The 23419-nt window shown below is 46.2% G+C and carries 20 protein-coding genes and 1 riboswitch; of the genes, 10 read left to right on the top strand and 10 right to left on the bottom strand.

All coding sequences use genetic code 11. The annotated features are described in order from the left end of the window. Positions 1-6: 6 nt before the first annotated feature. Entirely contained in the window at positions 7-1323 is a 1317-nt protein-coding gene (locus RH45_RS18815; RefSeq protein WP_008080255.1) for an anti-phage deoxyguanosine triphosphatase, read from the top strand. 40 nt (positions 1324-1363) lie between these two features. Here the strand turns inward: RH45_RS18815 and RH45_RS18810 are convergent, their stop codons facing one another. Both RH45_RS18810 and RH45_RS18805 read right to left on the bottom strand, forming a co-directional pair. Continuing rightward, entirely contained in the window at positions 1364-2416 is a 1053-nt protein-coding gene (locus RH45_RS18810; protein WP_008080254.1) for an adenosine deaminase, read from the bottom strand. 14 nt (positions 2417-2430) lie between these two features. Beyond that, a riboswitch (purine riboswitch) is annotated at positions 2431-2530 on the bottom strand. Between the two features lie 64 nt (positions 2531-2594). After that, the gene (locus tag RH45_RS18805; RefSeq protein WP_008080253.1) at positions 2595-3203 is read right to left on the bottom strand and encodes a tRNA-uridine aminocarboxypropyltransferase; all 609 of its coding nucleotides are present in this window, start codon (positions 3201-3203) and stop codon (positions 2595-2597) included. 3 nt (positions 3204-3206) lie between these two features. Between RH45_RS18805 and rrtA the strand changes: the two genes are divergently transcribed. Continuing rightward, positions 3207-3773, top strand: a complete 567-nt coding sequence (rrtA, locus tag RH45_RS18800; RefSeq protein WP_008080252.1) for a rhombosortase — start codon at positions 3207-3209, stop codon at positions 3771-3773. Between the two features lie 94 nt (positions 3774-3867). Further along, positions 3868-5301 (top strand): DEAD/DEAH box helicase, encoded by a 1434-nt coding sequence (locus RH45_RS18795; RefSeq protein ID WP_008080251.1) that lies wholly within the window; start codon positions 3868-3870, stop codon positions 5299-5301. A gap of 57 nt (positions 5302-5358) precedes the next feature. On the opposite strand, the gene RH45_RS18790 is transcribed toward RH45_RS18795, so the two are convergent. Continuing rightward, positions 5359-6297: an NAD(P)H-dependent oxidoreductase gene (locus RH45_RS18790; protein ID WP_008080250.1), complete on the bottom strand. Its 939-nt coding sequence runs from the start codon at positions 6295-6297 to the stop codon at positions 5359-5361. Positions 6298-6435: 138 nt separating this feature from the next. On the opposite strand from RH45_RS18790, the gene RH45_RS18785 reads away from it, so the two are divergent. Continuing rightward, entirely contained in the window at positions 6436-7347 is a 912-nt protein-coding gene (locus RH45_RS18785) for a LysR family transcriptional regulator (RefSeq protein WP_008080248.1), read from the top strand. 41 nt (positions 7348-7388) lie between these two features. On the opposite strand, the gene sohB is transcribed toward RH45_RS18785, so the two are convergent. Continuing rightward, entirely contained in the window at positions 7389-8450 is a 1062-nt protein-coding gene (gene sohB / locus RH45_RS18780; RefSeq protein WP_008080247.1) for a protease SohB, read from the bottom strand. An 88-nt stretch (positions 8451-8538) separates the two neighbouring features. Here sohB and RH45_RS18775 point away from each other — a divergent pair, with 88 nt between their 5' ends. The 4 genes from RH45_RS18775 (at position 8539) to RH45_RS18760 (ending at position 14591) form a co-directional block, all read left to right on the top strand. Beyond that, a complete protein-coding gene (locus RH45_RS18775) occupies positions 8539-9282 on the top strand; it encodes a YciK family oxidoreductase (protein WP_008080246.1) in 744 nt (247 codons plus the stop codon). A 147-nt stretch (positions 9283-9429) separates the two neighbouring features. Then, positions 9430-10107: a translesion DNA synthesis-associated protein ImuA gene (imuA, locus tag RH45_RS18770; RefSeq protein ID WP_008080245.1), complete on the top strand. Its 678-nt coding sequence runs from the start codon at positions 9430-9432 to the stop codon at positions 10105-10107. A gap of 3 nt (positions 10108-10110) precedes the next feature. Continuing rightward, on the top strand, positions 10111-11511 hold the full coding sequence (locus RH45_RS18765) for a Y-family DNA polymerase (protein WP_008080244.1): 1401 nt from the start codon (positions 10111-10113) through the stop codon (positions 11509-11511). An 8-nt stretch (positions 11512-11519) separates the two neighbouring features. Then, positions 11520-14591, top strand: a complete 3072-nt coding sequence (locus RH45_RS18760; RefSeq protein ID WP_008080243.1) for an error-prone DNA polymerase — start codon at positions 11520-11522, stop codon at positions 14589-14591. 273 nt (positions 14592-14864) lie between these two features. On the opposite strand, the gene RH45_RS18755 is transcribed toward RH45_RS18760, so the two are convergent. Then, on the bottom strand, positions 14865-15812 hold the full coding sequence (locus tag RH45_RS18755) for a chemotaxis protein CheV (protein ID WP_008080242.1): 948 nt from the start codon (positions 15810-15812) through the stop codon (positions 14865-14867). Positions 15813-16075: 263 nt separating this feature from the next. Continuing rightward, complete coding sequence (gene mlc / locus RH45_RS18750) at positions 16076-17293, bottom strand: sugar metabolism global transcriptional regulator Mlc (RefSeq protein ID WP_008080241.1); 1218 nt, start codon at positions 17291-17293, stop codon at positions 16076-16078. Between the two features lie 238 nt (positions 17294-17531). Between mlc and pyk the strand changes: the two genes are divergently transcribed. Next, complete coding sequence (pyk, locus tag RH45_RS18745; RefSeq protein WP_008080240.1) at positions 17532-18974, top strand: pyruvate kinase; 1443 nt, start codon at positions 17532-17534, stop codon at positions 18972-18974. A 37-nt stretch (positions 18975-19011) separates the two neighbouring features. Here pyk and RH45_RS18740 read toward each other — a convergent pair whose 3' ends face one another. After that, on the bottom strand, positions 19012-20160 hold the full coding sequence (locus RH45_RS18740; protein WP_008080239.1) for a patatin-like phospholipase family protein: 1149 nt from the start codon (positions 20158-20160) through the stop codon (positions 19012-19014). 10 nt (positions 20161-20170) lie between these two features. Beyond that, positions 20171-20263, bottom strand: coding sequence for a cytochrome bd-I oxidase subunit CydH (gene cydH, locus RH45_RS23320; RefSeq protein ID WP_008080238.1), 93 nt, complete (start codon positions 20261-20263; stop codon positions 20171-20173). A gap of 129 nt (positions 20264-20392) precedes the next feature. Between cydH and RH45_RS18730 the strand changes: the two genes are divergently transcribed. Then, positions 20393-20986, top strand: coding sequence for an outer membrane beta-barrel protein (locus RH45_RS18730; RefSeq protein WP_008080235.1), 594 nt, complete (start codon positions 20393-20395; stop codon positions 20984-20986). Positions 20987-21025: 39 nt separating this feature from the next. On the opposite strand, the gene RH45_RS18725 is transcribed toward RH45_RS18730, so the two are convergent. Next, positions 21026-21448, bottom strand: a complete 423-nt coding sequence (locus RH45_RS18725) for a hypothetical protein (protein WP_008080234.1) — start codon at positions 21446-21448, stop codon at positions 21026-21028. A gap of 156 nt (positions 21449-21604) precedes the next feature. Then, positions 21605-23035 carry a PTS glucose transporter subunit IIBC gene (gene ptsG / locus RH45_RS18720; protein WP_008080233.1) on the bottom strand — a complete coding sequence of 477 codons (1431 nt, stop codon included), beginning with the start codon at positions 23033-23035 and terminating at the stop codon, positions 21605-21607. Between the last annotated feature and the right edge of the window lie 384 nt (positions 23036-23419).

Here is a 23419-nt window from a genome sequence, read left to right as displayed (position 1 = left end):
TCGCCCATGACGTTTCAAATCAGCGATTTATGGCATGAACGCCATGACGACGAGCATAAAATTCGTCGTGATGACCATCGCAGCCCCTACCAACGTGACCGTGCGCGTATTTTACACTCTGCGGCTTTTCGTCGCCTACAGGCGAAGACCCAAGTCCACGGCAACAGTTTTGACGACTTCCATCGCACCCGTTTGACCCATTCACTTGAAGCTGCTCAGTTAGGAACGGGCATTGTTGCTCAATTGAAGAAAAAGCAGCCCGAGTTTCGTGATTTGTTGCCAAGCGATAGCTTGATTGACTCTCTCTGCCTCGCTCATGATATTGGTCATCCGCCTTATGGCCATGGTGGAGAAGTCGCGCTTAACTACATGATGCGCGATCACGGTGGATTTGAAGGCAATGCACAGACCTTCCGTATCGTCACCAAGTTAGAGCCCTACACAGAACACTTCGGTATGAATTTGGCTCGCCGTACGCTACTTGGCCTGATCAAATATCCGGCTCTGATCAGTCAAACTCGCGCGGCGGTCATTCCTCAAGGGGTCACTCATCAACGTAAACTGCGCGCCCGAGACTGGATGCCAGCCAAAGGCTTGTACGATTGCGATAACAATCTGTTTGACTGGTTGCTCTCTCCTCTGAGCGATAATGACCGACAACTTTTTAGCACCATGCGTGACGAACCACGTGACGACCACCAGCACAGTAAAACTCGTTATAAGTCGCTTGATTGCTCAATTATGGAATTGGCTGATGACATTGCCTATGGCGTTCATGACTTGGAGGATGCCTTGGTGTTGGGGATGGTCAATCGTCACCAATGGATCGAAGGCGCTGCAAGTCAACTGGCTGACTGTGGTGATCCTTGGTTTGAAAAGCACATCGCTTCAATCACCGACATGTTGTTCTCTGGAACACATTTTCAGCGTAAAGATGCGATTGGTGGCATGGTGAACGCACTGCTGACGAGCATCTCCGTCAAGCCTGTTGAAGCACCATTTGAGAGTGAGCTGCTGGCATTCAATGCCTACCTTGAGCCTACTATGGCGAAAGCGCTCGATATTCTAAAGCACTTTGTCAGCGACTATGTAATTCAAGTTCCCCACGTTCAAGTGGTGGAATACAAAGGACAACAAATCATTATGGACATTTTTGAAGCGTTAAGCGCCGATCCTGAGCGCCTGCTGCCGATTCAAGTCCGCCAGCAATGGCTAGATAAGTCGTCAGAGAGTGAAGGATTTCGGGTTATCGCCGACTATATTTCGTCTATGACCGACGGCCACGCACAACGTTTGCATCAGCAATTGTTCTCGTCACACTAATGTTTTGCTAAGGCGCGCCTTCAAGCGCGCCTTGAGCCTTTTAACCTGCCATATACGCATCCAGTCTATCAACTAGCTGTTGTTTTTGCTCTTCACTGATGAAGCTTGCTTCAATCGCATTTAACGTAAATTGAGCCAGCTCTTCCCGACTTAAATGATGACAATGATCCACCGCGAGAAAATTGTCCGTCATATACCCACCAAAGTAGGCAGGGTCATCAGAGTTGATGGTTACGCATAGCCCTTTACGCAGCAGATCAACGATATTGTGCTGCGCCATTTTATCGAACACTTTTAGCTTAATATTGGACAATGGGCATACCGTCAACGGCATACGTGATTGAGCCAAAGACGTCACTAATTCTTCATCATCAACGCAGCGTACACCGTGGTCAATTCGACTGACTTTCAATAGCTCTAAACTGTCATAAATATTACTCACCGGCCCCTCTTCTCCCGCGTGAGCAACCGCAATAAACCCTTCTTGACGGGCTTTTTCAAACACACGTCGGAACTTCTCCGGTGGATGGCCTAGCTCTGAAGAGTCGAGACCAACGCCAACAATGTGGTGCTTAAAAGGCAGTGCCTGATCGAGCGTTTCGAACGCACTGGCTTCATCGAGATGACGCAAGAAGCACATGATAATGCCACTGCTAATACCAAACTTGTCTTTTGCGTCATCCAATGCGCGTACAATGCCATTGATCACAACCTCGAAAGGGACACCTCGCTCAGTATGAGTTTGTGGGTCAAAGAAGATTTCGGTATGAATAACGTTGTCTTGATGACAGCGCTCTAAATAGGCCCATGTAAGATCATAGAAATCTTGCTCATGCAGTAGCACATTTGCACCTTGGTAATAGATATCGAGGAAAGATTGTAGATTTGAAAACTGATACGCCGCTCGGACTTCCTCCTCACTGTTATAAGGCAAAGTAACGCCATTACGTTCAGCCAAAGCAAACATCATTTCAGGCTCTAAAGTGCCTTCAATGTGTAAGTGCAACTCAACTTTTGGTAGTTGTTGGATAAAATTCACGCTTGTCTCCTTATCTTGTAAACAAACGCTTTTCTCTTGGAGAATTTCAGTCATACAAAGAGAAAAGCGCAATGCACTTTACTCTTCGTAATCTGGAATTTACGGCTCCAGGTAGAGACTCCCTCTCCCTATCAGGGGGATTATACGAAGTACCGCTTGTCGCGGCGCACCCAGATGACTCAGTCATCAAGTGCTTAGAGATCAGTGTAGCCACTAATCTGTGATTTTCTAATTAGCTCAGATAGTTTTTCTCAAACACACCCGGTGGCATCTGCTTAATTTGAAATTCAATCATCTGATTGAATGCCTCAATCAGGGGGGCAAAGTCCGTCTCTGGTTGCAACAACTGCAGAATATGGTAACCCGCTTCAACGGTTGAAAGGCTGTTGTCACTCGGTGCTTTACGGATACGGTAATTACCTTGTAAATTCTCGGGTAACCGAATCAAAGGTAAGGCGTGTAAATTGCTCGACAACTGCCACATCTTATACGCTTTTTTCCATGTACCATCGAGAATAATGATCCGTACTTTTTGCTGTGCGGCCACTTTGTCGGCAACCCGTTGATGGCTCACTGCACTCTCGCCTGGATAGAGAACAAAGTGCTGAACCTCTGATTGCGCAAGCAGTTGATTCAAAGTGCTGTGCTGTGAAAAGTCTTCGCCGACAAAACTGTAACTGTTCGCCAGTGATAAGGTTAAGATACGCGCCGTTCCCATTGGCCGATTACTTTCGCTCGGATGTTGTAGGATGACCAACTCAACCTTGGATGGTAAGCTTTGAATCCACTGACAAATACACGCTTTAAGTGATTTGCCACATTGAGAACAGTATCGAGACATAAAGTGCGCTTATTTTTTCCGTTAATCGCTGTTAGTTTAGTTTGTTTAGGCCTGCAATTTGAGCCGATGACCTCTTTTGCCGAATGGCACCGCCAAGCGATCTCCCAAGGGCAATGGTGGCGCATCGTATCAGGAAATTTCACTCATACCAACATTGCCCACCTAGCAATGAACCTTGCTGGCCTTTGGGTGATCAGTTTTATTTTCAAACCGAGTGCAAAGTCATTACTGTTGGCACTGAGTGTTATTAGCGTCTGCGTGGGTATTCTCAACTTGTTCAGTGACATGACCAGTTATGTCGGCTTATCCGGTGTTCTGCATGGATTGTTCGCCTACTTCGCGCTACTCGAAGTACTGCATGGCCGAAAAAGCAGTGGCTTGTTGGTTCTTGGCGTTATCGCGAAGGTCAGTTGGGAAATCACAATGGGCGCCCCCCAATCCACATCGGAATTGATTCAAGCTCGTGTCGCGGTCGAAGCACACTTATTTGGCCTGATCAGTGGGCTGTTGCTCGCTTGGTTAAGCAATAAAGCACCGGGGATTGGCCGATTCTCTTCGCATGAACAATAATTTCTGTTGATGTTCTAACTTAAAGGGCTCAGAATGGCGCCCTTTTTCTTGGCCAATAAACTAGCCAATACTCACTTCATACAGAGAACGATATATGGGTTTTACCTCTTTAGGCCTTTCTGCCCCAATCCTTAAAGCGATTGAAGAACAGGGTTATGACAAACCATCTCCAATTCAAGAGCAAGCGATTCCAGCTGTATTACAAGGCAAAGATGTCATGGCAGCCGCGCAGACAGGTACAGGTAAAACCGCAGGTTTCACACTGCCAATCCTTGAACGTTTAGATAACGGTACGCGAGTTAAAGGGAACCACGTCCGTGCATTGGTTCTGACTCCGACTCGCGAACTAGCGGCTCAGGTCCAAGAGAACGTTTTCAAATACAGCCGTTACCAACGTCTTACGTCTCAAGTTATTTTTGGTGGTGTGAAAGCCAACCCACAAATGATGAAGCTACGTAAGGGCTGTGACGTGCTTGTCGCAACACCTGGTCGTCTATTGGATCTGTACCAACAAAACGCAATCAAGTTTGACCAGCTAGAAGTACTCGTGCTTGATGAAGCTGATCGCATGCTGGATATGGGCTTTATTCGTGATATTCGTAAGATCCTAGCTCTGTTGCCTGCTAAGCGCCAAAACCTGCTTTTCTCTGCAACTTTCTCTCCTGAAATTCGTGAGCTAGCCAAAGGTCTGGTCAACGACCCAGTAGAAGTCTCAGTAAGCAAAGAGAACTCAACCGCGGTTACCATCGAGCAAAGCATCTACCCTGCAGATAAACGTAAAAAAGCACCCATGCTGGTGAAAATGATCAAAGATGGTGATTGGAAGCAAACCTTAGTCTTCTGTCGAACCAAGCATGGTGCTAACCGCTTAGCCTTCTTCCTCAATAAAGAAGGGATTACTGCAGCACCGATTCATGGTAACAAGAGTCAAGGTGCTCGTACTCGCGCTCTAGCAGATTTTAAATCGGGTGATGTAAAAGTTCTGGTTGCAACCGATATTGCGGCGCGTGGTATTGATATCCCGCAGTTACCTCAAGTGGTGAACTTTGAACTGCCAAATGTATCAGAAGATTATGTCCACCGTATCGGTCGTACAGGCCGAGCTGGCGAGGTTGGCAAAGCCTATTCATTAGTAGAAGCCGCAGAAGCCAGCGAACTGTTTGGTATCGAGCGATTAATTCAACAAGTATTGCCCCGCCTTGAACTAGAGGGCTTTAAACCTGTTAATGAACTCCCTGAGTCCAAACTGGATACACGACCAATTAAAGCGAAGAAGCCTAAAAAACCGAAAAAGCCAAAAGTTGATCATCAAGACGGGCAGCGCTCAGGTGATAATGCACGCGGCAATAAACCTGCTGGCAAGAATAAACGTCACTTTGGCCATAACAAAACGTCTGGCGACAATAATAAGAAGACGGAAAACAAAGGGCAACGCGCGAACAAAGCGGGGAATAACGGACCTAAAGGTAACGGTCAGAAGCGCCGTCGTCCAGCAGACCAAAAACCCAGCAATCCAAACCAACAGTAACTCGCAATCGTCCCCTCATCACTGAGGGGCCGATTGTTTATCTGAGTCGAGCTACACTTACACAGGTTCAACCTTGTAGCGAATAATACGCGGCTTATCCTTATCTAAATCTACCGACCACTCTTCGTTAACGAGTACGTTAATGGCCTCTCCTTGTACGGTTTCGGCAATGAGGCGAACACGTATCTCTGCGACATGTTCTCCTTGTTTTTCATGCACTACAATCTGTTCTAAGACATGTTCGCAGTTAGGTTTAAAGGTACTACGTAATACTTGGTACCAATCATTAAAGCCGGCAATACCATTGAATTCACCTTCCGGTGCAGTGATCGCCACATCGTTGCGTAGCATCGCGTGGAATAGACCCGCATCCTCTTGCAGCTTATCCATCTGCTCAAACCATGTTTTAACTAAGGCGGTCACTTTTGCTTCCGGCGATTCTAATAAGTAATGAATGGTTTCGCTTAGACGCACTGCGTGTTCAACCGCTTTGGCCTCTACCCCCTCTTGCGTATTATAAACGCCAGGAATGTAAACCATACCGTGAGTGAAAATCGGTTTTTGGTAGTTCATCCCCGCTAAGTAGGCGGTTTGCTGAATCGGCATCAATAATTGCTCTACCGTAAAGTGGTTGTAACCCAGTGGATCATATGACTCTGCTGGTCCACCTATCGTTGTTGAGATAATAAATCCCTTACCTTTGAGCTTGTCTCCCTCTGGCCCGTAAGCGAAGTTAAAACTCATGACATCATCAAGCCATTTTTTCAGTAAGGCCGGCATTGAATACCAATAAAATGGGAATTGAAGTACCACAACGTCAGCATCAAGCAAAGCCGTTTGCTCTGTTTCTACGTCAATCTGATAGTCAGGATAAAGCGCATCAAGGCGACGAATATCAATACTGCTGAAGGTGCTCTGCAGTTGCGCCAGAACCACTTTGTTCGTATACGATGATTCTAAATTTGGGTGGCCCGAAATCACGACAACTTTACTCATGTTCAACTCCTACGTTTTGTTCGGCAGACGCACATGGTGTGCATCGAATGACCACTACTTTAATAGGCTTAATTCTTTACTTGTAGAGCTGTAAATTTTAATTTTTAATTAGGTAAAACCTAACAGTTGGGAAATAACATGAAAGGAACCACTTATAACCAGTTACAAGTCTTTCAAGCGATTGTTCAAGAAGGCAGTATTCGTGGCGCTGCAAGAAAGTTAGCCATGGCTGCCCCCTCTGTTAGTCAGTCTCTCAAGCTACTAGAAAATAATGTCGGGTTAACATTGTTTAACCGGACAACGCGGAAGATTGAATTAACCGAAGCGGGTCGCCTATTGCATGAACGAACATTAGCAGCAATGGAGTCTCTCAATTATGCGCTTGAAAGCGTGCAAGAGTTGACTGATGAGCCCAGTGGTAAACTAAGAATCACCTTGCCTAAATTTGTTTACAACACCTACTTGAAAAGCCGCTTTGCTGAATTTTGTCGTCAGTATCCACAAATTGAACTTGAGATATCCATTTCAGATGCCACTTTAGACATCATCTCTGAAGGCATTGATTTAGGTATTCGTTTTGGCAATATTCTTGAAGAAGGCATGGTCGCAAGAAAGCTCACGCCCCCCATGAAAGAAGCGCTGTTTGCCTCACCGAGTTATCTAAAACAATACGGAGTCCCAACATCATTGGAGGATTTGGCGCAGCATAAACTGATCCAGTATCGCTTTATTACTTCCAATCAATATGCACCGCTCAATCTCATCGAGGATGGCCAACAAACTGGGGTCGAAATTCCTTATGGTCTAGTGGTTAACGATACAGACCTGATGATCGACGCGGCCAAAGAAGGGCTGGGTATTGGCCGTTTGGTTCTCCCGTCTTTAGAGCATGAATTAGAAAGTGGTGATCTTGTCCCTGTACTCGAACCAATGTGGCCAACCTACCCTAGCCTTTACCTCTATTTCAGTCGTAATAGCCAAAAGGTAAAACGGGTTAGAGTCCTGATTGACTATCTCGTGGCCAATTTTGAAGTGAGTCGCGACAAATAAAAACGCCGCGGCTGGCGGGCGTTTTTATTATCTATACGTTTTTAGACGATTGGACGCTGGCCACGGTCAATAAGCTTCATTAGCACATTATCCGCAGCTTCTCCGGCCATACCAGCCAGCTTAGACGTCAGTTTTTTCTTCTCGACATAATGAATCGCAAGGACAGTTTTGTCTTTACACGCTTCAACCACCAGATCATCAGAGGTTTTAATTTCATCGACTAGGCCAAGCTCGTGCGCTTGTGTACCAAACCAATGTTCCCCTGTCGCGACTTTTTCTAGCTCAAGAGCCGGACGACGCTCGCGAATGAAGTCTTTAAACAAGCCGTGAGTTTCTTCCAGCTCTTGCTTAAACTTCTCACGCGCTTTGTCGGTGTTTTCACCAAACATAGTTAACGTACGCTTGTACTCACCTGCGGTCAGCTGCTCGTACTCAATATCGTATTTTTTCAGCACTTTATTGAAGTTTGGTAATTGGGCAATTACCCCTATAGAACCGACAATCGCAAACGGAGCAGACACGATTTTATCGGCAATACATGCCATCATGTAACCACCGCTGGCCGCCACTTTATCGACTGAGATCGTCAAAGGTAATTTAGCGGCCTTAAGGCGATCCAGTTGTGAAGAAGCGAGACCATAGCCATGAACCATACCGCCGCCAGATTCAAGACGCAGTAGCACTTCGTCCCCTTCACGTGCAACGGCCAAAATCGCAGTCACCTCTTCACGTAAAGAAGCGACTTCTTTAGCATCGATGCTGCCTTTGAAATCTAATACAAACAAGTGAGGTTCACGTTTACTATCAAGATCGCCCGCTTTGGACGCTTGCTTGATCTCTTTCTCGCGTGCTTTGTTTTTCTCTTTTTCTTGCTTCTTCTCTGCTTTATCTCGAGCCTTAATAAATGACTCGTCATGCAGGTGATGCTCTAACTGTTCAACCGTATTTTTATGCTGTTCAGTCAGGTTCGTGATTTCCAGTTCACCTTTCGCAGAAGCGCCTTTTCCACTGACTGCTTTAGCAATAACCAATATCGCAATCACTGCGACCACAACAGTCACAATCTTGGCCAAAAACAGACCATAGTCCAACAAAAATTCCAATGTGATATCCCCAATTGTGCGAATTAGTGTATTGTAACCACCATCTTACGGATACATAAAGTAAATCATTACAATAAGGATACAGATCGTGGATTATGCTGTTTCTTCAGATGCCCTGAAAGGCAAAGTCATTCTGGTTACTGGCGCGGGCGCTGGTATCGGTAAGCAGGCGGCGCTCTCTTATGCAGAGCGCGGTGCAACAGTGATTTTGCTTGGTCGTACAGTCAAAAAACTGGAGCAAACCTACGACGAAATTGAAGCGGCGGGTTACCCTCAGCCAGCTATTATTCCACTGGATATGAAAGGCGCGACTAAGCAGAACTATGTGGATATGGCCGACACGATTGAAGGTCAATTTGGCCGTCTCGATGGCGTATTGCATAATGCTAGCCTATTGGGTGTTATCAGCCCATTTGATCAAATTGGCGAAGACACTTACGACGATATCATGCAAGTCAACGTCAAAGCGCAATTCTTGATGACGCAAGCCATTCTACCTCTTCTTCACAAATCAGAAGAGGCACGCATTATCTTCACTTCTTCAACCGTTGGACACAGCGGCCGAGCATTTTGGGGCACCTATGCGATGTCTAAATTTGCTACCGAAGGCATGATGCAAATCCTAGCCGATGAGCTAAGCGACACTCACATCCGTGTTAATGCAATAAACCCTGGGGCAACACGCACCGCAATGCGCGCAAAAGCCTACCCAGCAGAAGACACAGAATTATTGAAAACGCCTCTGGATATCATGCCACTTTACCTCTACCTGATGAGCCCAGAAAGCTGTGCGGTTAATGGCCAGTGCATTGATGCACAGCCAAAAAAGTAGTGCATTAAAAAATTAATTCACAAATAAAAGCAACGCCTTGTGTAATCATTCACTGATCACAAGGCGTTTTTTTATCCGCTCGTTCAGTCCTACTCTTGCCGATAAATAATAATAATTTATACTGTATATATATACAGGTAAATTGTTATGTATGAACTGATCGAACATCTTAAGCAAAAACAATGGCTTTGGCAGGGTAACCAGACTCCTGAGGCTTTAGACCATCACCCAACAGGCTTCCCTATACTGGATAAAAAGCTCGAAGGCGGATTGCCAAAGCATGGCGTGGTCGAGCTACAAACGGCGCAAGGTATCGGTGAGCTGCGCCTGTTGCTGCCTCACCTCCAAAATACCAGTCACGAGCGTTTATCCGTATTCGTTCAACCTCCAGGTTACTTGTCTGCTGAACACTTGGTCGATCAAGGTATCGATCCCAACAAAGTGCTGCTCATTTACCCACAAAACAGCAAAGAAGCTTTGTGGTCAGCAGAGCAATGTTTAAAAAGCGGCGCATGCAGTAATGTGTTGCTTTGGCAATCCGAATTAGAAGTTCATCAAGCTCGGCGCTTACAGGTCGCTAGTGAGACGGGTGATTGCCTCGCTTTTTTACTGAAAGGCGCACAAAAAAGCCTTTTCTCATTGCCCGTCAGTTTAAGTATGACATTAGCCCCTCATGCATTAGGGCTCGATATCACCATCACAAAACGTAAAGGGGGCTGGCCCCATAAAAGCTTTGTCTTAGAAATGGGCACACGCTGGCCTTCACTGACTTTGCAAGCTCAAACACCCGTTGTTATTCCCTTCCCATTACGCAAGCAAGGTTAATCGATGCAGCAGTGGATCTACCTCCATTTCCCAACTCTGCAGTTGGACGCTCTATACTCTGAGCATACGAGTCAACCTTTAGTGATCGTAGACAGTAAGCGCTTTCAAATTGTTCAGTGTAATGCCGCTGCTTCAGAGCAAGGTATTCAAAATGGCATGGGCTTAGGCAGTGCTAGCGCCCTATGTCACCAGCTTCAAGTCCACCCTTATGATTCTAAGGTAGAACATCAGACCTTAATTGATATTGCCCAATGGCTATATATGGTCACATCCGATATTGCTCTCTTCGCACCACAAGGCATTCTGTTAAAAGTCACCAATATGTTGTCTCTGTATGGAGGGCTCAAACCGTACTGGCAGCAAGTTTCGCAGCATCTCGATAAGCTCAAGTTGACGTATTGCTTTGCCAATGGCTTTTCCCCTTATTCCGCCATGTTGCAAGCCAAGTCAGGCATGCATGTACTGCATCAAGATAAGGACAAGATTACCCAAGCAATTCGTCGTTACCCCCTCTCTGCAACAGAGCTCGACGGTCAATCGGTAGAAAAACTGTCACGCGTCGGAATTACGCATCTTCACCAGTTACTTGAGTTGCCGATGCAAGATATCGCGCGACGCTTTGATATTGACTTAGTCAATTATACGGGTCGACTGATGGGCCAATTTAAGCACCCTCTTAGCTTCTATCATCCACCTGAAAAGTTCCAAAGCTACCTAGAGCTTTTATTTGATATAGAAAACATACAATGGCTAGAAAAGCCTCTTAATAAGCTACTAAAAAAGTTAGAAATTTTTCTCACCTTGCGTAATCAGGTTGCTTTTGAATTGCAACTGGATTTACACCAGCGAGATCATCAGGACGGCAAGCTCACCTTTACTTCTGCGGCGGGGGACTATTTGGCAACACGCTGGATGAAACTCTGTCAGTTGACGATGGAATCTCTACAGCTTGATGCGCCAGTTCAAGGTCTAACACTGACTTTAATCCGTGCAGGAGAATTGGAATCCACCAGCCAAGACATCTTCTTAGGCCATAAAGGGCAACAAAACGAGCTGGAGTTAATCAGTACCTTACAAGCGAAGCTAGGGAAACAAAGAGTACGTAAAGTGGCACTCAGTGACGACCCTAGGCCTGAATACTCAACCCTGCTCTGCGACCCCGACGTCCCTATCCCAAGCAAGCCCAAAGTGACGCGCTTTCGCCCTTCTCTGATGCTAACGGCACCAGAACCACTACAAGAGCAAGTCACGATAATGCAAGGCCCTGAGCGATTCGTGACTGGATGGTGGGATGGCGATGAGATGACGCGCGACTACTTCATTGCTCGCAGTCAAGATGGCCGCTGGCTCTGGGTATTTCGCAATCAGCACATGCAGTGGTTTCTGCATGGTCTATTTAGCTAGAGGCCAACATGCAATACGCAGAATTATTCTGTCAAAGTAACTTTTCTTTTCTCACAGGGGCTTCCCACGCGGAAGAGCTACTACTACAGGCTGACTTTCTACGCTACCACTCAATTGCCATTACCGATGAATGCTCGGTTGCTGGTGTCGTCAGAGCCTATCGAGCGGTCACCTCAAATCAGCTAAATATAAAGTTAATCATTGGCAGCATGTTTTGGCTTAACTCAGAATGCCAAGTTGTCCTAATTTGCCCAACCAAACAAGCCTACTCTGAGTTATGTCGCGTGATCACCAATGCACGAAGACGTTCAGAGAAGGGTCAATACCAGCTCTCAGAGTGGGATCTAATGACCGTTAGGCATTGCCTTGTGATCTGGTTGCCTCGCCAGCAAGAGAGCGATCGAAAATGGGGGCAATGGTTATCCCAACACCATAAGCATCGGCTCTGGATTGGGTTGCAGCGCCACCTCGAAGCCAATGATAAAGCTTACACACAACATTGTGAGCAGCTTGCTCAAGAGCTGATGTTACCGATTACCGCATGCGGCGGTGTCTTGATGCACACCGCAACGCGCTTACCTCTCCAACATGTTATGACAGCCATCAAACAGGGACAAAGCGTTGAGCAGATAGGTAGCCATTTATTAACCAATACTGAACGAGCCCTGCGTAGTAAGGAAAAGCTCGCTAAATTATATAAACCCGAATGGCTGCAAGAGAGCGTTCATATTGCTGAGCGCTGTGAATTTAAACTGAAGGAGCTCCAGTACCAATACCCCAGTGAATTGGTTCCCGACGGCGAAACGCCTAATAGCTATCTTAGAAAGCTGGTTGAAAAAGGCAAACGCCAACGCTTTCCAAATGGCTTACCTGCTAACGTCGCTGAAACGATAGAGAAGGAGCTGGCTCTGATTGAGGAGCTTGGTTTCCCATTCTACTTTTTGACCATTCACGACATCGTGATGTTCGCCAAGCGTAATCATATTCTCTATCAGGGCCGAGGCTCAGCGGCCAACTCTGTGGTTTGTTATTGCTTAGAGATCACTTCGGTTGACCCAAGGCAGATCTCCGTATTGTTTGAGCGCTTCATCAGTCGAGAGCGTGATGAGCCACCAGATATTGATGTCGACTTTGAGCACGAACGCAGAGAAGAAGTCATTCAATACATTTATCAAAAATATGGGCGAGAGCGCGCAGCACTTGCGGCAACCGTGATTTCCTACCGCTTTAAAAGTGCTGTACGTGATGTAGGGAAAGCCCTTGGGATTGAGGAGAGCCAGCTTGATTACTTTATTAAAAACGTCAATCGCCGCGATCGCTCACAAGGTTGGCAAGCGCAGATCGTCGAACTCGGTCTCCAGCCGGATTCGATGAAAGGCGAGCAATTTATTGAGCTTGTAAACGACATCCTAGGCTTTCCTCGCCACCTCTCTCAGCATGTTGGCGGCTTTGTGATTGCCGCAGGTCCACTGCATGAGTTGGTGCCGGTAGAGAATGCTGCAATGCCAGACAGAACCGTCATTCAGTGGGATAAAGATGATCTCGAAAGCTTAAAGCTACTTAAGGTAGATGTGCTCGCGCTGGGTATGCTCACCGCGATTCGCAAATGCTTCGATCTGGTTAAACGCCTTGATAACCAAGTTCTATCCATTGCTGAAATCACTCGACGTCAGGACGACCCAAATGTCTACGACATGATTCAACAGGCCGACACCGTTGGGGTTTTCCAAATCGAGTCACGTGCGCAAATGAGTATGCTGCCAAGACTAAAACCGGCCACATATTATGACTTAGTCATCCAAATCGCCATTGTTCGCCCGGGGCCGATTCAGGGGGATATGGTTCACCCCTTTCTCAAACGACGAGACGGTATTGAGCCGGTGACCTACCCATCTAAAGAGGTGGAAGAGGTGTTGTCTCGCACTATGGGAGTGCCGATATTCCAAGAACAAGTGATCAAGCTGGCAATGGTCGCCGCGGGCTTTAGCGGCGGTGAAGCAGATTCCTTACGCCGCGCGATGGCCGCATGGAAGAAAAATGGCGACCTGATCAAATTTAAAAACAAGTTGATAGAAGGGATGCGCAGTCGAGGCTATGAACAAGAATTTGCTGAACGAATCTTTGATCAGATCTTAGGTTTTGGGGAATACGGCTTTCCGGAAAGCCATTCCGCTTCATTTGCTGTGCTCGCTTATTGCTCAGCTTGGTTAAAATACTATTACCCCGAGGCCTTCTATACTTCGCTGTTAAATAGTCTTCCTATGGGTTTCTACAGTGCCTCTCAATTAGTACAAGATGCTAAACGCCATGACGTGCTCGTGCTGCCAGTTTGTGTCAATCAATCGTTATACGACCACCAAGTGGTCAAGTGCGGTAACAAGCTGGCTATTCGCCTAGGCTTTCGACAAATAAAAGGCTTTAGTCGTGAGAGCAGCCTCCAAGTGATTAAAGTTCGAGGCAACCAGAGTTTTAGCCATCCGAACCAACTTAAGCACATAGGTTTAAGCCGACGTGACATCGAATTACTGGCTTCTGCGGATGCGATGCAAGCCATTGCTCAAAACCGTTATCAAGCTCGTTGGTCGATGATGGATTCTTTATCTGACTTGCCTCTTTTTCAGCAAATCCAAGAGCAAGAATCATTAACCTTAACGCAGCCTTCCGCCGTTCAAACACTACTGGAAGACTACTCGGCAACAGGGCTCTCTTTGCAGCAACACCCAATAGCACTGTTAGAAAAAGCAGGCTCACTAGGCAAGTTTACTCGCCAACGAGATCTCATCAAGCATGCTCACCAATCGCTTGTCACTGTGGTTGGTGTCGTGACGGGCAAGCAGGCTCCTGGGACCGCGGCCGGCGTGACGTTTTTCACTCTAGAAGATGACACTGGCAACATCAATGTGGTGGTTTGGCAAGCGACCGCCAGGGCTCAAAAACAAGCCTACCTGACAGCAAAGATTTTGATGGTCAAAGGGATTCTAGAACGAGAAGGCGATGTCACACATGTCATTGCCGGCAGGCTGATAGACTTAACTGACGCGCTTGAAGGGCTACAAAGCAAATCACGTGACTTCCATTAAATCAAAAAAGAAAAAGGGAGCCTAAGCTCCCTTTTGATTACCTTTAATGACAAGTCAGCACTTGTCTTCAGCGTCCATACTTCTTTTCTTGTATTCCTTGTACAGTAACATACATAAAGTCATCACGACCTTAGACGTAAACCATATCATGAATAGCAATCACCTTGAGGTTGCAGTGAAAAGTTGTATTAGATTGGCTGTTATCTTGCGTAACAAAATAACCTAATAACCATAACAATAAATCACTCAAAGTGCACTCTTGCCATCAATAGCCTACTTGCTGAGTACATCTCTCAAGCGATCTTGGGCAACTTCAACCAGCAAATCTGGCTGAAACTTAGAAATAAAGCGGTCACAGCCTACTTTCTTGACCATCGCTTCATTAAAACTGCCGCTGAGCGAGGTATTAAGAGTCACAAACAAGTCTTTCATTCTTGGATCACTACGTACTTCGTGGGTCAGTTTATAACCGTCCATTTCAGGCATTTCTGCGTCGGTAATCATGAGCAACAGCTCTTCCACAACGTTCTTGCCATCATCAGCCCAAGATTTAAGCAAAGCCAATGCCTCTAGGCCATCACGACACTCGATGATGTTCAAACCAAGCTGAGATAGGGTTCCTTTTACCTGAGCACGTGCCGTTGACGAGTCATCAACGATCAATACATTTCGTCCAACCATCTCGTTAACCAAGTCTTGATCGAGTACCCCCTCAGAGATTGATACATCGTAATCAATGATCTCAGCCAACACTTTTTCCACATCAATAATCTCAACAATCTCCTGATTGTCGCCATCTTTAATGCGCGTGATTGCCGTCAGATAGTTGCTTCGCCCTGCTGTTTTTGGTGGTGGTTGAATCTCCGTCCATGCGGTGTTGACGATATTGCGTACTTGCCCAACCAAGAAACCTTGTACGGTACGATTGTATTCCGTAATGATCAGATTCTGCTCTTGGTTTTCGGCTCGTGAAGGCGGAAAACCAATAGCGCCTCGCAAATCAATCACAGGGACCGAAATGCCGCGTAATGAAGCAACGCCAGTAATATGGTGATGTGAACCCGGCATTTTCGTTAGCTGAGGAACTTTAATAACCTCACGCACTTTGAACACGTTAATGGCAAAGATCTGTCGACTGTTCAAACTAAACAACAGCAACTCTAAACGGTTTTCACCAACTAGATTTGTACGCTGATCGACGGTATTTAAAACTCCAGACATACTACTTCTCTACCAATAGGTTATATAAACAAAATAGTCTAAAGAAAGACTAAGGCAAAAACTAATACCGAGACCACTAAATGATACTTGAGTTGGCAGAAGCTGCGGAATTAGAGACTGTGGTCAACACTATTCTACGGTTAACAAGGCAGAGGACATCTATAAAACAAGACACCTCTACCATCAACAGTATAGCTCGCTCACACGACGAAGATTATATGGGTTTCAGGAAAAGATAAACAGAGGCTATGTAATTGAAGGCGTTAACCTTCAATGACTTTCATTAATAGCAAACCGTCGTACAGCGCTTGCTTGATCAATGCTGCACCGGGCATAGTCGCTTGCTTATAAAAACGAGACTCTACCAATTCAAGGTCTTGGTGATAGACGGGTAGGCTTTGCTCTTCAATACACTGCTGAATCGCCGGGTAGAGAATCTCTTTCGCTTGGTTAATCGCACCACCAATCAAGATTTTTTCTGGATTGAACAGATTGATCACGATTGAGATCGCCGAGCCGAGATAACGCCCTAACTTCTCCACAACATCAACAGCGAGAGGATCACCCTTCTCAGCGGCGTCGCATATATCTTCGACCGATATCTCTTCAATGTCAGCAAGTATAGACGCTTCACCATTAGCAATACGCTCAGCGACTTCGCTCCGAATTGCTTGGGAGCTGGCGACCGTTTCTAGGCAGCCACGGTTACCACAATGACATTGTTTACCATTCGGATCGATTTGGATATGGCCCAATTCACCGATGTTGCCATGACGCCCTTGCAGTACTCGGCCATCTAAGATGATACCCGCCCCAAGACCATGGTGAATAGAGATAAGGACAGAGTTATCATTCTCTTGCGAGTGACCAAATAACTTCTCCGCGAGTGCCCAAGCGCGCGTATCGTTCGCGATAAACACAGGCAAGCCAGTTGCCTTATAAATCTCTGGGCCTAACGCAAGATTTTCCACATTGTAGTGTGGCATTTGCAGCACAATACCCTGCTCAGAGTTGACGAGGCCTGGAAGGGTTAAAGCAATGCTGGTGACTCGGTCAAGCTGATCGGAATAAGTTTGGAAAAACTCATCAATTTCATGCAATAAACGGGCTAGTACATCTTCTTGGTCAATCTCATGGATATCAATTTTGGTATCAATCAACACATCACCACCTAGCTCGTGAAGGGCTATGGTGAGGTAACCGCGACCAAGACGCATCGACAAAAACTGCCATCCCTCGTTATTCACCTGTAAACCAACGGCAGGTCGCCCACGACTGGTGGCTTCCTGAACCGTCGTTTCATGGATGAGATGAGCTTCAATCAATTCACGAGTAATTTTGGTGATACTAGCAGGTGCCAGTTCACTCTCTTTCGATAAATCGATGCGAGAAATAGGCCCTTTTTGATCAATAAGTTTATATACCCGTCCAGCATTGACCTGCTTGATGTGATCAATATGGCCAGGTTGAGCCATGTACATAGAGTGCTCCGAATATCAACAACACGCTAATTTTTTTACTTTGCGAAGTAATTGTGAAGAGGTTTGGTGGATCGCCGTGACAAGTGTCACGTATAAACATAATTCTTTGTGTACCTAATCAAATAGCAACGCTTTAATCACATTTCATTCGCTATTTTTTTGCATAAATAATTATGTATTTTTTCTACCCGTCTAAACTGTTTAGTAATCACGCAGAGTCAGATCAAGGAGATCATCAATGACCTCACCCCAAAGAAGAACAAAAATCGTCTCTACTCTCGGGCCTTCTACCGACAAACCGGGCATGCTGGAAGCCATCTTGGAAGCTGGTGTTAATGTTGTTCGGATGAACTTCTCTCACGGCAGTGCCGATGATCACCGTCAACGGGCGACACGAGTCCGAAACATTGCCGCCAAGCTCGGCACTCATGTGGCGATTTTAGGCGACCTACAAGGGCCGAAAATTCGAGTGTCTACTTTTGCTGAAGGGAAAATACAGCTGAACGTCGGTGACAACTTTACTCTAGACAGCGAACTGAAACCCGGTGAAGGCAACCAAGATTCTGTTGGCCTCGATTACAAAGCCCTACCACAAGACGTCTCTACAGGAGATATTTTGTTGCTCGATGATGGTCGAGTGCAGCTAAAAGTCATGGGCGTGACCGAAACGCAAGTGAGAACCAAAGTGGTGATCGGGGGCACACTCTCCAACAACAAAGGTATTAACAAAAAAGGCGGTGGCCTCTCGGCAGACGCTCTGACCGAAAAAGACAAAAACGACATCAAATTAGCCGCGGAGATCAAAGTCGACTTCTTGGCCGTGTCATTCCCTCGTAATGGCGAAGACATGAAATACGCACGTCGCCTTGCGCGAGATGCCGGTCTTCAAGCACGTTTGGTGGCGAAAGTAGAGCGAGCAGAAACCGTAGAGTGCGAAGAAAACATCGATGATATTATTCGAGCGTCAGATGCGGTAATGGTCGCTCGTGGTGATCTCGGGGTAGAAATTGGCGACCCGGAATTGGTCGGTGTCCAAAAGCAACTCATTCGCCGAGCTCGTAGTTTGAATAGAACCGTCATCACCGCAACGCAGATGATGGAATCCATGATGGAAAACCCAATGCCTACTCGAGCTGAAGTTATGGACGTTGCCAACGCCGTTCTCGATGGTACAGACGCGGTCATGCTTTCGGGAGAAACAGCCGCAGGTAAATACCCTCTAGAGACGGTACGATCTATGGCTGAAGTATGTTTAGGCGCGGAGAAAATGGCCGACATAAACCGCTCAAGCTACCGCATGGAAGAAGTCTTTGAAAGCAGCGAAGAGACGATCTCGATGTCAACCATGTTCGCAGCCAACCATATGCGAGGAATCAAAGGCATCGTGACCTTAACCGAATCAGGCCGCACAGCGCTTATGACATCAAGGCTGAGCTCAGGCTTACCCATCTTTGCCTTATCCCGTAATGAATCCACTTTGAACCTTACAGCGCTCTATAGAGGGGTTTTCCCTGTCTATTTCGACTCGAAAGGCGACACAGGACTTGAAACGGCCCAGTCTGCCGTCGATACGTTGAAAAAGCGTGGCCTACTTGATGACGGAGACATAGTGATCATTACTCAAGGGGATGTTATGGATGTCGTTGGTTCGACCAACTGCATGCGTATCCTATCGGCATAGAGATTAGCCATTACAAATAGGGAGCGGATATCGCTCCCTATTTAATACTCTCCGCAACACCAATTGCATGCTGGCAGTAACTGTCGACAAACTGGAAACCAGCATCAAGGCCCACTTGATAGTCGTGCAACAAGTCTTCCTTTTCACTTAGCAATGAGCTCGATCTTAGCGGCTGATCTGGTTTTATCTGCACGATGAAGCAATCATCGGGGGGAGAATGGAGAAAGTCCTGCGTCAAAGAGTAAGTTTGGTAATGCACCATCAGCATATCAGCTAAGCCTGAATCGAATTTATCGCCTAAGAGGTGACTTAATCGATAAATATCATCCGCACCAAACAGCCAGCGCCCCCCATTCAGTGATTCGAGGTGCCGCTGCTCCAATTTCTCACTGTGCGCTTTTGCCACCTGCTCAGCGAGAAAGACATTCCAATCGGTTTTCCACTGCGACAACTTATCTTGCCAATGTCCTTGAATCGAGTTGAAAGAATCCCGAAACCACTCAACTGGCTCCGATTCAACAACCTCACTCGTTTCGGTAACCAAGTCTTCCCCTTCAGTGCGTATCACCACAATACAACGGGCTTCTTTACGCCACGCTTCTTGAACTGGAATTGAGGCAGAGACACCGCCATCGACATAGATCCCGTGCTCGAACTCGACGCGCTTGTTGTACAAACGAGGAATAGCACAAGTGGCAATAAGCACCTTTTGCCAGTCCTCATTCAACATTGGTAAATAATGGTCAAGCAACCTATGGGTATCTGTCACTGCCGCAAACGCCTCCCGGCCAGCCAGTACGCGGCGCCCCATATCGATATCGAGCTGATAAGGAAACTGACAAATTTTATCCAGAGCCCAATCAAGACCGAGATACTGGCGACGACGTATATAACTGAATAAGTGGAAGAATTGTGGGTCCGTGGTCAGATCTAAGATAAACGACTTACCAATACCACGTTGGCGACATAGATAAGCACAAAGATTAAGTGCACCAGCAGACGTGCCATAGAAGGCGTGAAAAGGGTCAAAATTGGAGAGTAGGAAGGCATCCAAAACACCAGAGGTAAAAATGCCCCGTTGCCCGCCACCTTGAGCGACCAACGCATTTTTACCGCCAGTGTACTTTCTAAAGTTCTGAATATCTAAATGTACAGCAGCGTTAGTAACGACACCGCTATTGCGCATTTAATATCCCTTAGCTAGTCGTAATGGCAACTAAGCCAAAACCAAGCAATACAGTGAAAACTGAAACGGTAACGAGTAGGGCAAATTTGAGATCGTGTTCCATAGACACCTCCTTATTGTGTAACAAAGTAATAACATCACTGTGAATTATCTTCAATATTTGCGTTTTTTTTGTGCGTAATTATGACGTTAGCATCACAATTAGTAGGTCTATTAGAACTGGGAAGCCGATATGAGTTTTGTTATCCGTACGGGAGCCACCCTGCTCTTGTTAGTTGCCGGTAGTAGTGCTGCTGCCGAAATCCATGTCACTCCATGGGTTGGTTACACGCTAGGGGGAAGTGTTGAAAATCAAGATGGTGACGACTTTGACCTAGAAGGGTCGAGCAATTTAGGGGTAAGCGTGGAAACAGACCTAGAAAAAGGTCGAATAGGCATGTTTTATACACGACAGGCAACCCAAGTTGACGAAGCGAATTTAGACTCAGAAATGCATTACCTGCACTTTCAAAGCAGCATCTACTATCCCCTAAATAATCAGTTTTCTTCCTACCTTGGATTAGGGCTTGGTGGCTCTTACGTCGATGCTGACTGGGTCGATGACAAACTTGGCTTTTCCGCCTCCATTTTTGGTGGTTTCGAATACAAGATATCTGACTCTCTTGCATTGAATGGTCAAGCTCGCTGGCTTGGTACTGTGGTCGATAACGACACAACCGGCGTATGTAATTTGCCCTCCAGCGGATCCGACTCCTGCGTCATTCAGTTTAAGACATCTTGGATGAATCAGTTTTCGACCAATGTTGGTATTACTTGGCGTTTCTGATTGGAAGAAAGGGGCATCAGTCACAGCCCCTTCAATTCGTTAGAATGCATAGCGGATACCCACGGCTCCGCCTATTTGTAGTTCCGCGCCTGAATACAAATCTAACTCGGGCTGAATTTGTCCATACATATTCCAGCCTTGACTTAGATCCCACTTAAGACCTAATGGCAAACGAGCGCCAAACTCTGTTGCCTCCCACTCGCTCCAAGCGCCGACACCGACGTACCAAGAAACAGGCATGCTGTCATCGAACTGTCCGGATTTAAGAATGTAGTCGAAAGCTGCACCATCATTGCCAAGGGTAAAACGGTACTGATTATCAAGCTCAACGACAACGCTCAAGTCTTGATCCAATGCCATCCCCACCGATAAATCTTTAGCACCAGACTCTTCATTAGCATGGGCAAATTGAGTGACGAAAAGTGCGAGCCCCAGCGACACCGCTATACCAGTATTTCTCATTGAAATCTCTCTGTAACGAATATAAAACAGCGTACAATTATCGCAACATGTCAGAAAAGGATGTCAGGAAAGGGTAAGGGATTCGAAACCTTCAGGTACATAAAAACAAAAAGGAGGCCGAAGCCTCCTTTAGTCGATTAGATGATTGGGTGGGAATTAACCGTGGTTACGGATCCACTCATCCATTTCTGTTTTCAGGTTGTCAGACTTAGTACCGAAGATAGCCTGAACACCACCTGCTACAACCACTACGCCAGCTGCGCCTAGTTGTTTAAGTTTGTCTTGGTCAACTTCAGCTGTATCTGCAACCGCTACACGTAGACGTGTGATACATGCGTCTAGACCAGTGATGTTTGCTTTACCACCGAATGCTGCAACAAGTTCACCAGCTAGGTCAGAACCTGTCGCTGTAGACGCTTCTTCTGACTCGTCTTCGCGACCTGGAGTCTTAAGGTCCATCGCTTTGATTACAGCGCGGAATACTACGTAGTAGATTGCAGCGTAAACTAGACCAACAGCAACCATTAGGCCCATCTTCTGAGCGTTGCCAGATAGAACTAGGAAGTCAATTAGACCGTGTGAGAATGAAGTACCGTGTACAAAACCTAGAGTGTTAGCTACAACGTATGCAGAACCTGCTAGTAGAGCGTGGATACCGTATAGTACCGGAGCAACGAATAGGAATGAGAACTCGATTGGCTCTGTGATACCTGTTAGGAATGATGTCAGAGCAGCAGACGCCATGATACCCATTACTTTCGCACGGTTTTCTGGCTTAGCAGAGTGAGCGATAGCGATAGCAGCAGCTGGTAGACCGAACATCTTGAACATGTAGCCGCCTGCTAGCTGACCGAAGCCATTACCTGCAGCACGAGATGCTTCATCAGCAACTAGGTAACAAGTTAGAACGCCGTTTTGAGTTTCGCCAGCAGCGTTAACACAAGTACCCGCTTCGAAGAAGAATGGTACGTTCCATACGTGGTGTAGACCGAATGGGATTAGAGAACGCTCAACAACACCGTAGATACCGAATGCTAGTTGTGGGTTTTGGTGCGCAGCCCAGTCAGAGAATGCAGAGATAGCACCGCCGATTGGTGGCCATACGATAGAAAGTACAACACCCAGACCGATTGCAGTGAAACCAGTGATAATTGGCACTGCACGCTTACCAGCAAAGAAGCCAAGGTATTCTGGAAGTTGAATCTTGAAGAAACGGTTGAATGCCCAAGCAGCCACACCACCGACAAGGATACCACCTAGTACACCTGTATCGATTTTTTCAACGCCCATCACGCCAGCCATAACACCAAGTGTTGCTGTCATGATGCCGTAACCAACGATAGCAGCTAGACCTGCAACACCGTCGTTGTTAGTGAAGCCTAACGCAACACCAACAGCAAATAGAAGAGCCATCTGGCCAAATACAGAGCCACCCGCTTGTTCCATCAAGTTCGATACGATATCTGGAATAAAGCTTAGGTGGGCAGCACCCACACCTAATAGAATACCTGCAACTGGTAATACTGATACTGGTAGCATCAGAGCTTTACCAACTTTTTGCAGGTTAGCAAAAAGGTTCTTAAACATGTTTATGCTCCTGAAAAGTTTATAAGATTTATTGGGCTCTAACGGCACACCCCCGTAGCCTTAAATGTTAGCACCCAGAAAAAATGTAACCACTTATGTCACTATATTTTCTGCCTCTAAATATATATTGCTGGTTACGGTTCTTACTAGCGAGTTACGAAATTAAGTTTCAAATTATTAGATAGATCACAATAAAAACCACCTACCCAACCACCCCATAACAACACTAACCTTTTGTATTTTAATGACATTTTTATAAATGCAATTAATTTTAGTGAGTAAATAAAATAGATATCATTGTTATTTTATGTAACAAATTTACAAAACTGATATTTTCAGCTCTCACCTTCAACAAAATTAGTAAACAAGGGTAGACAAACGATT

Origin of the sequence: Vibrio sinaloensis DSM 21326 (assembly GCF_000189275.1) — a bacterium.
In the GTDB taxonomy this organism is placed as follows: domain Bacteria; phylum Pseudomonadota; class Gammaproteobacteria; order Enterobacterales; family Vibrionaceae; genus Vibrio; species Vibrio sinaloensis.
This window is presented reverse-complemented; position numbering and strand designations above follow the sequence as displayed.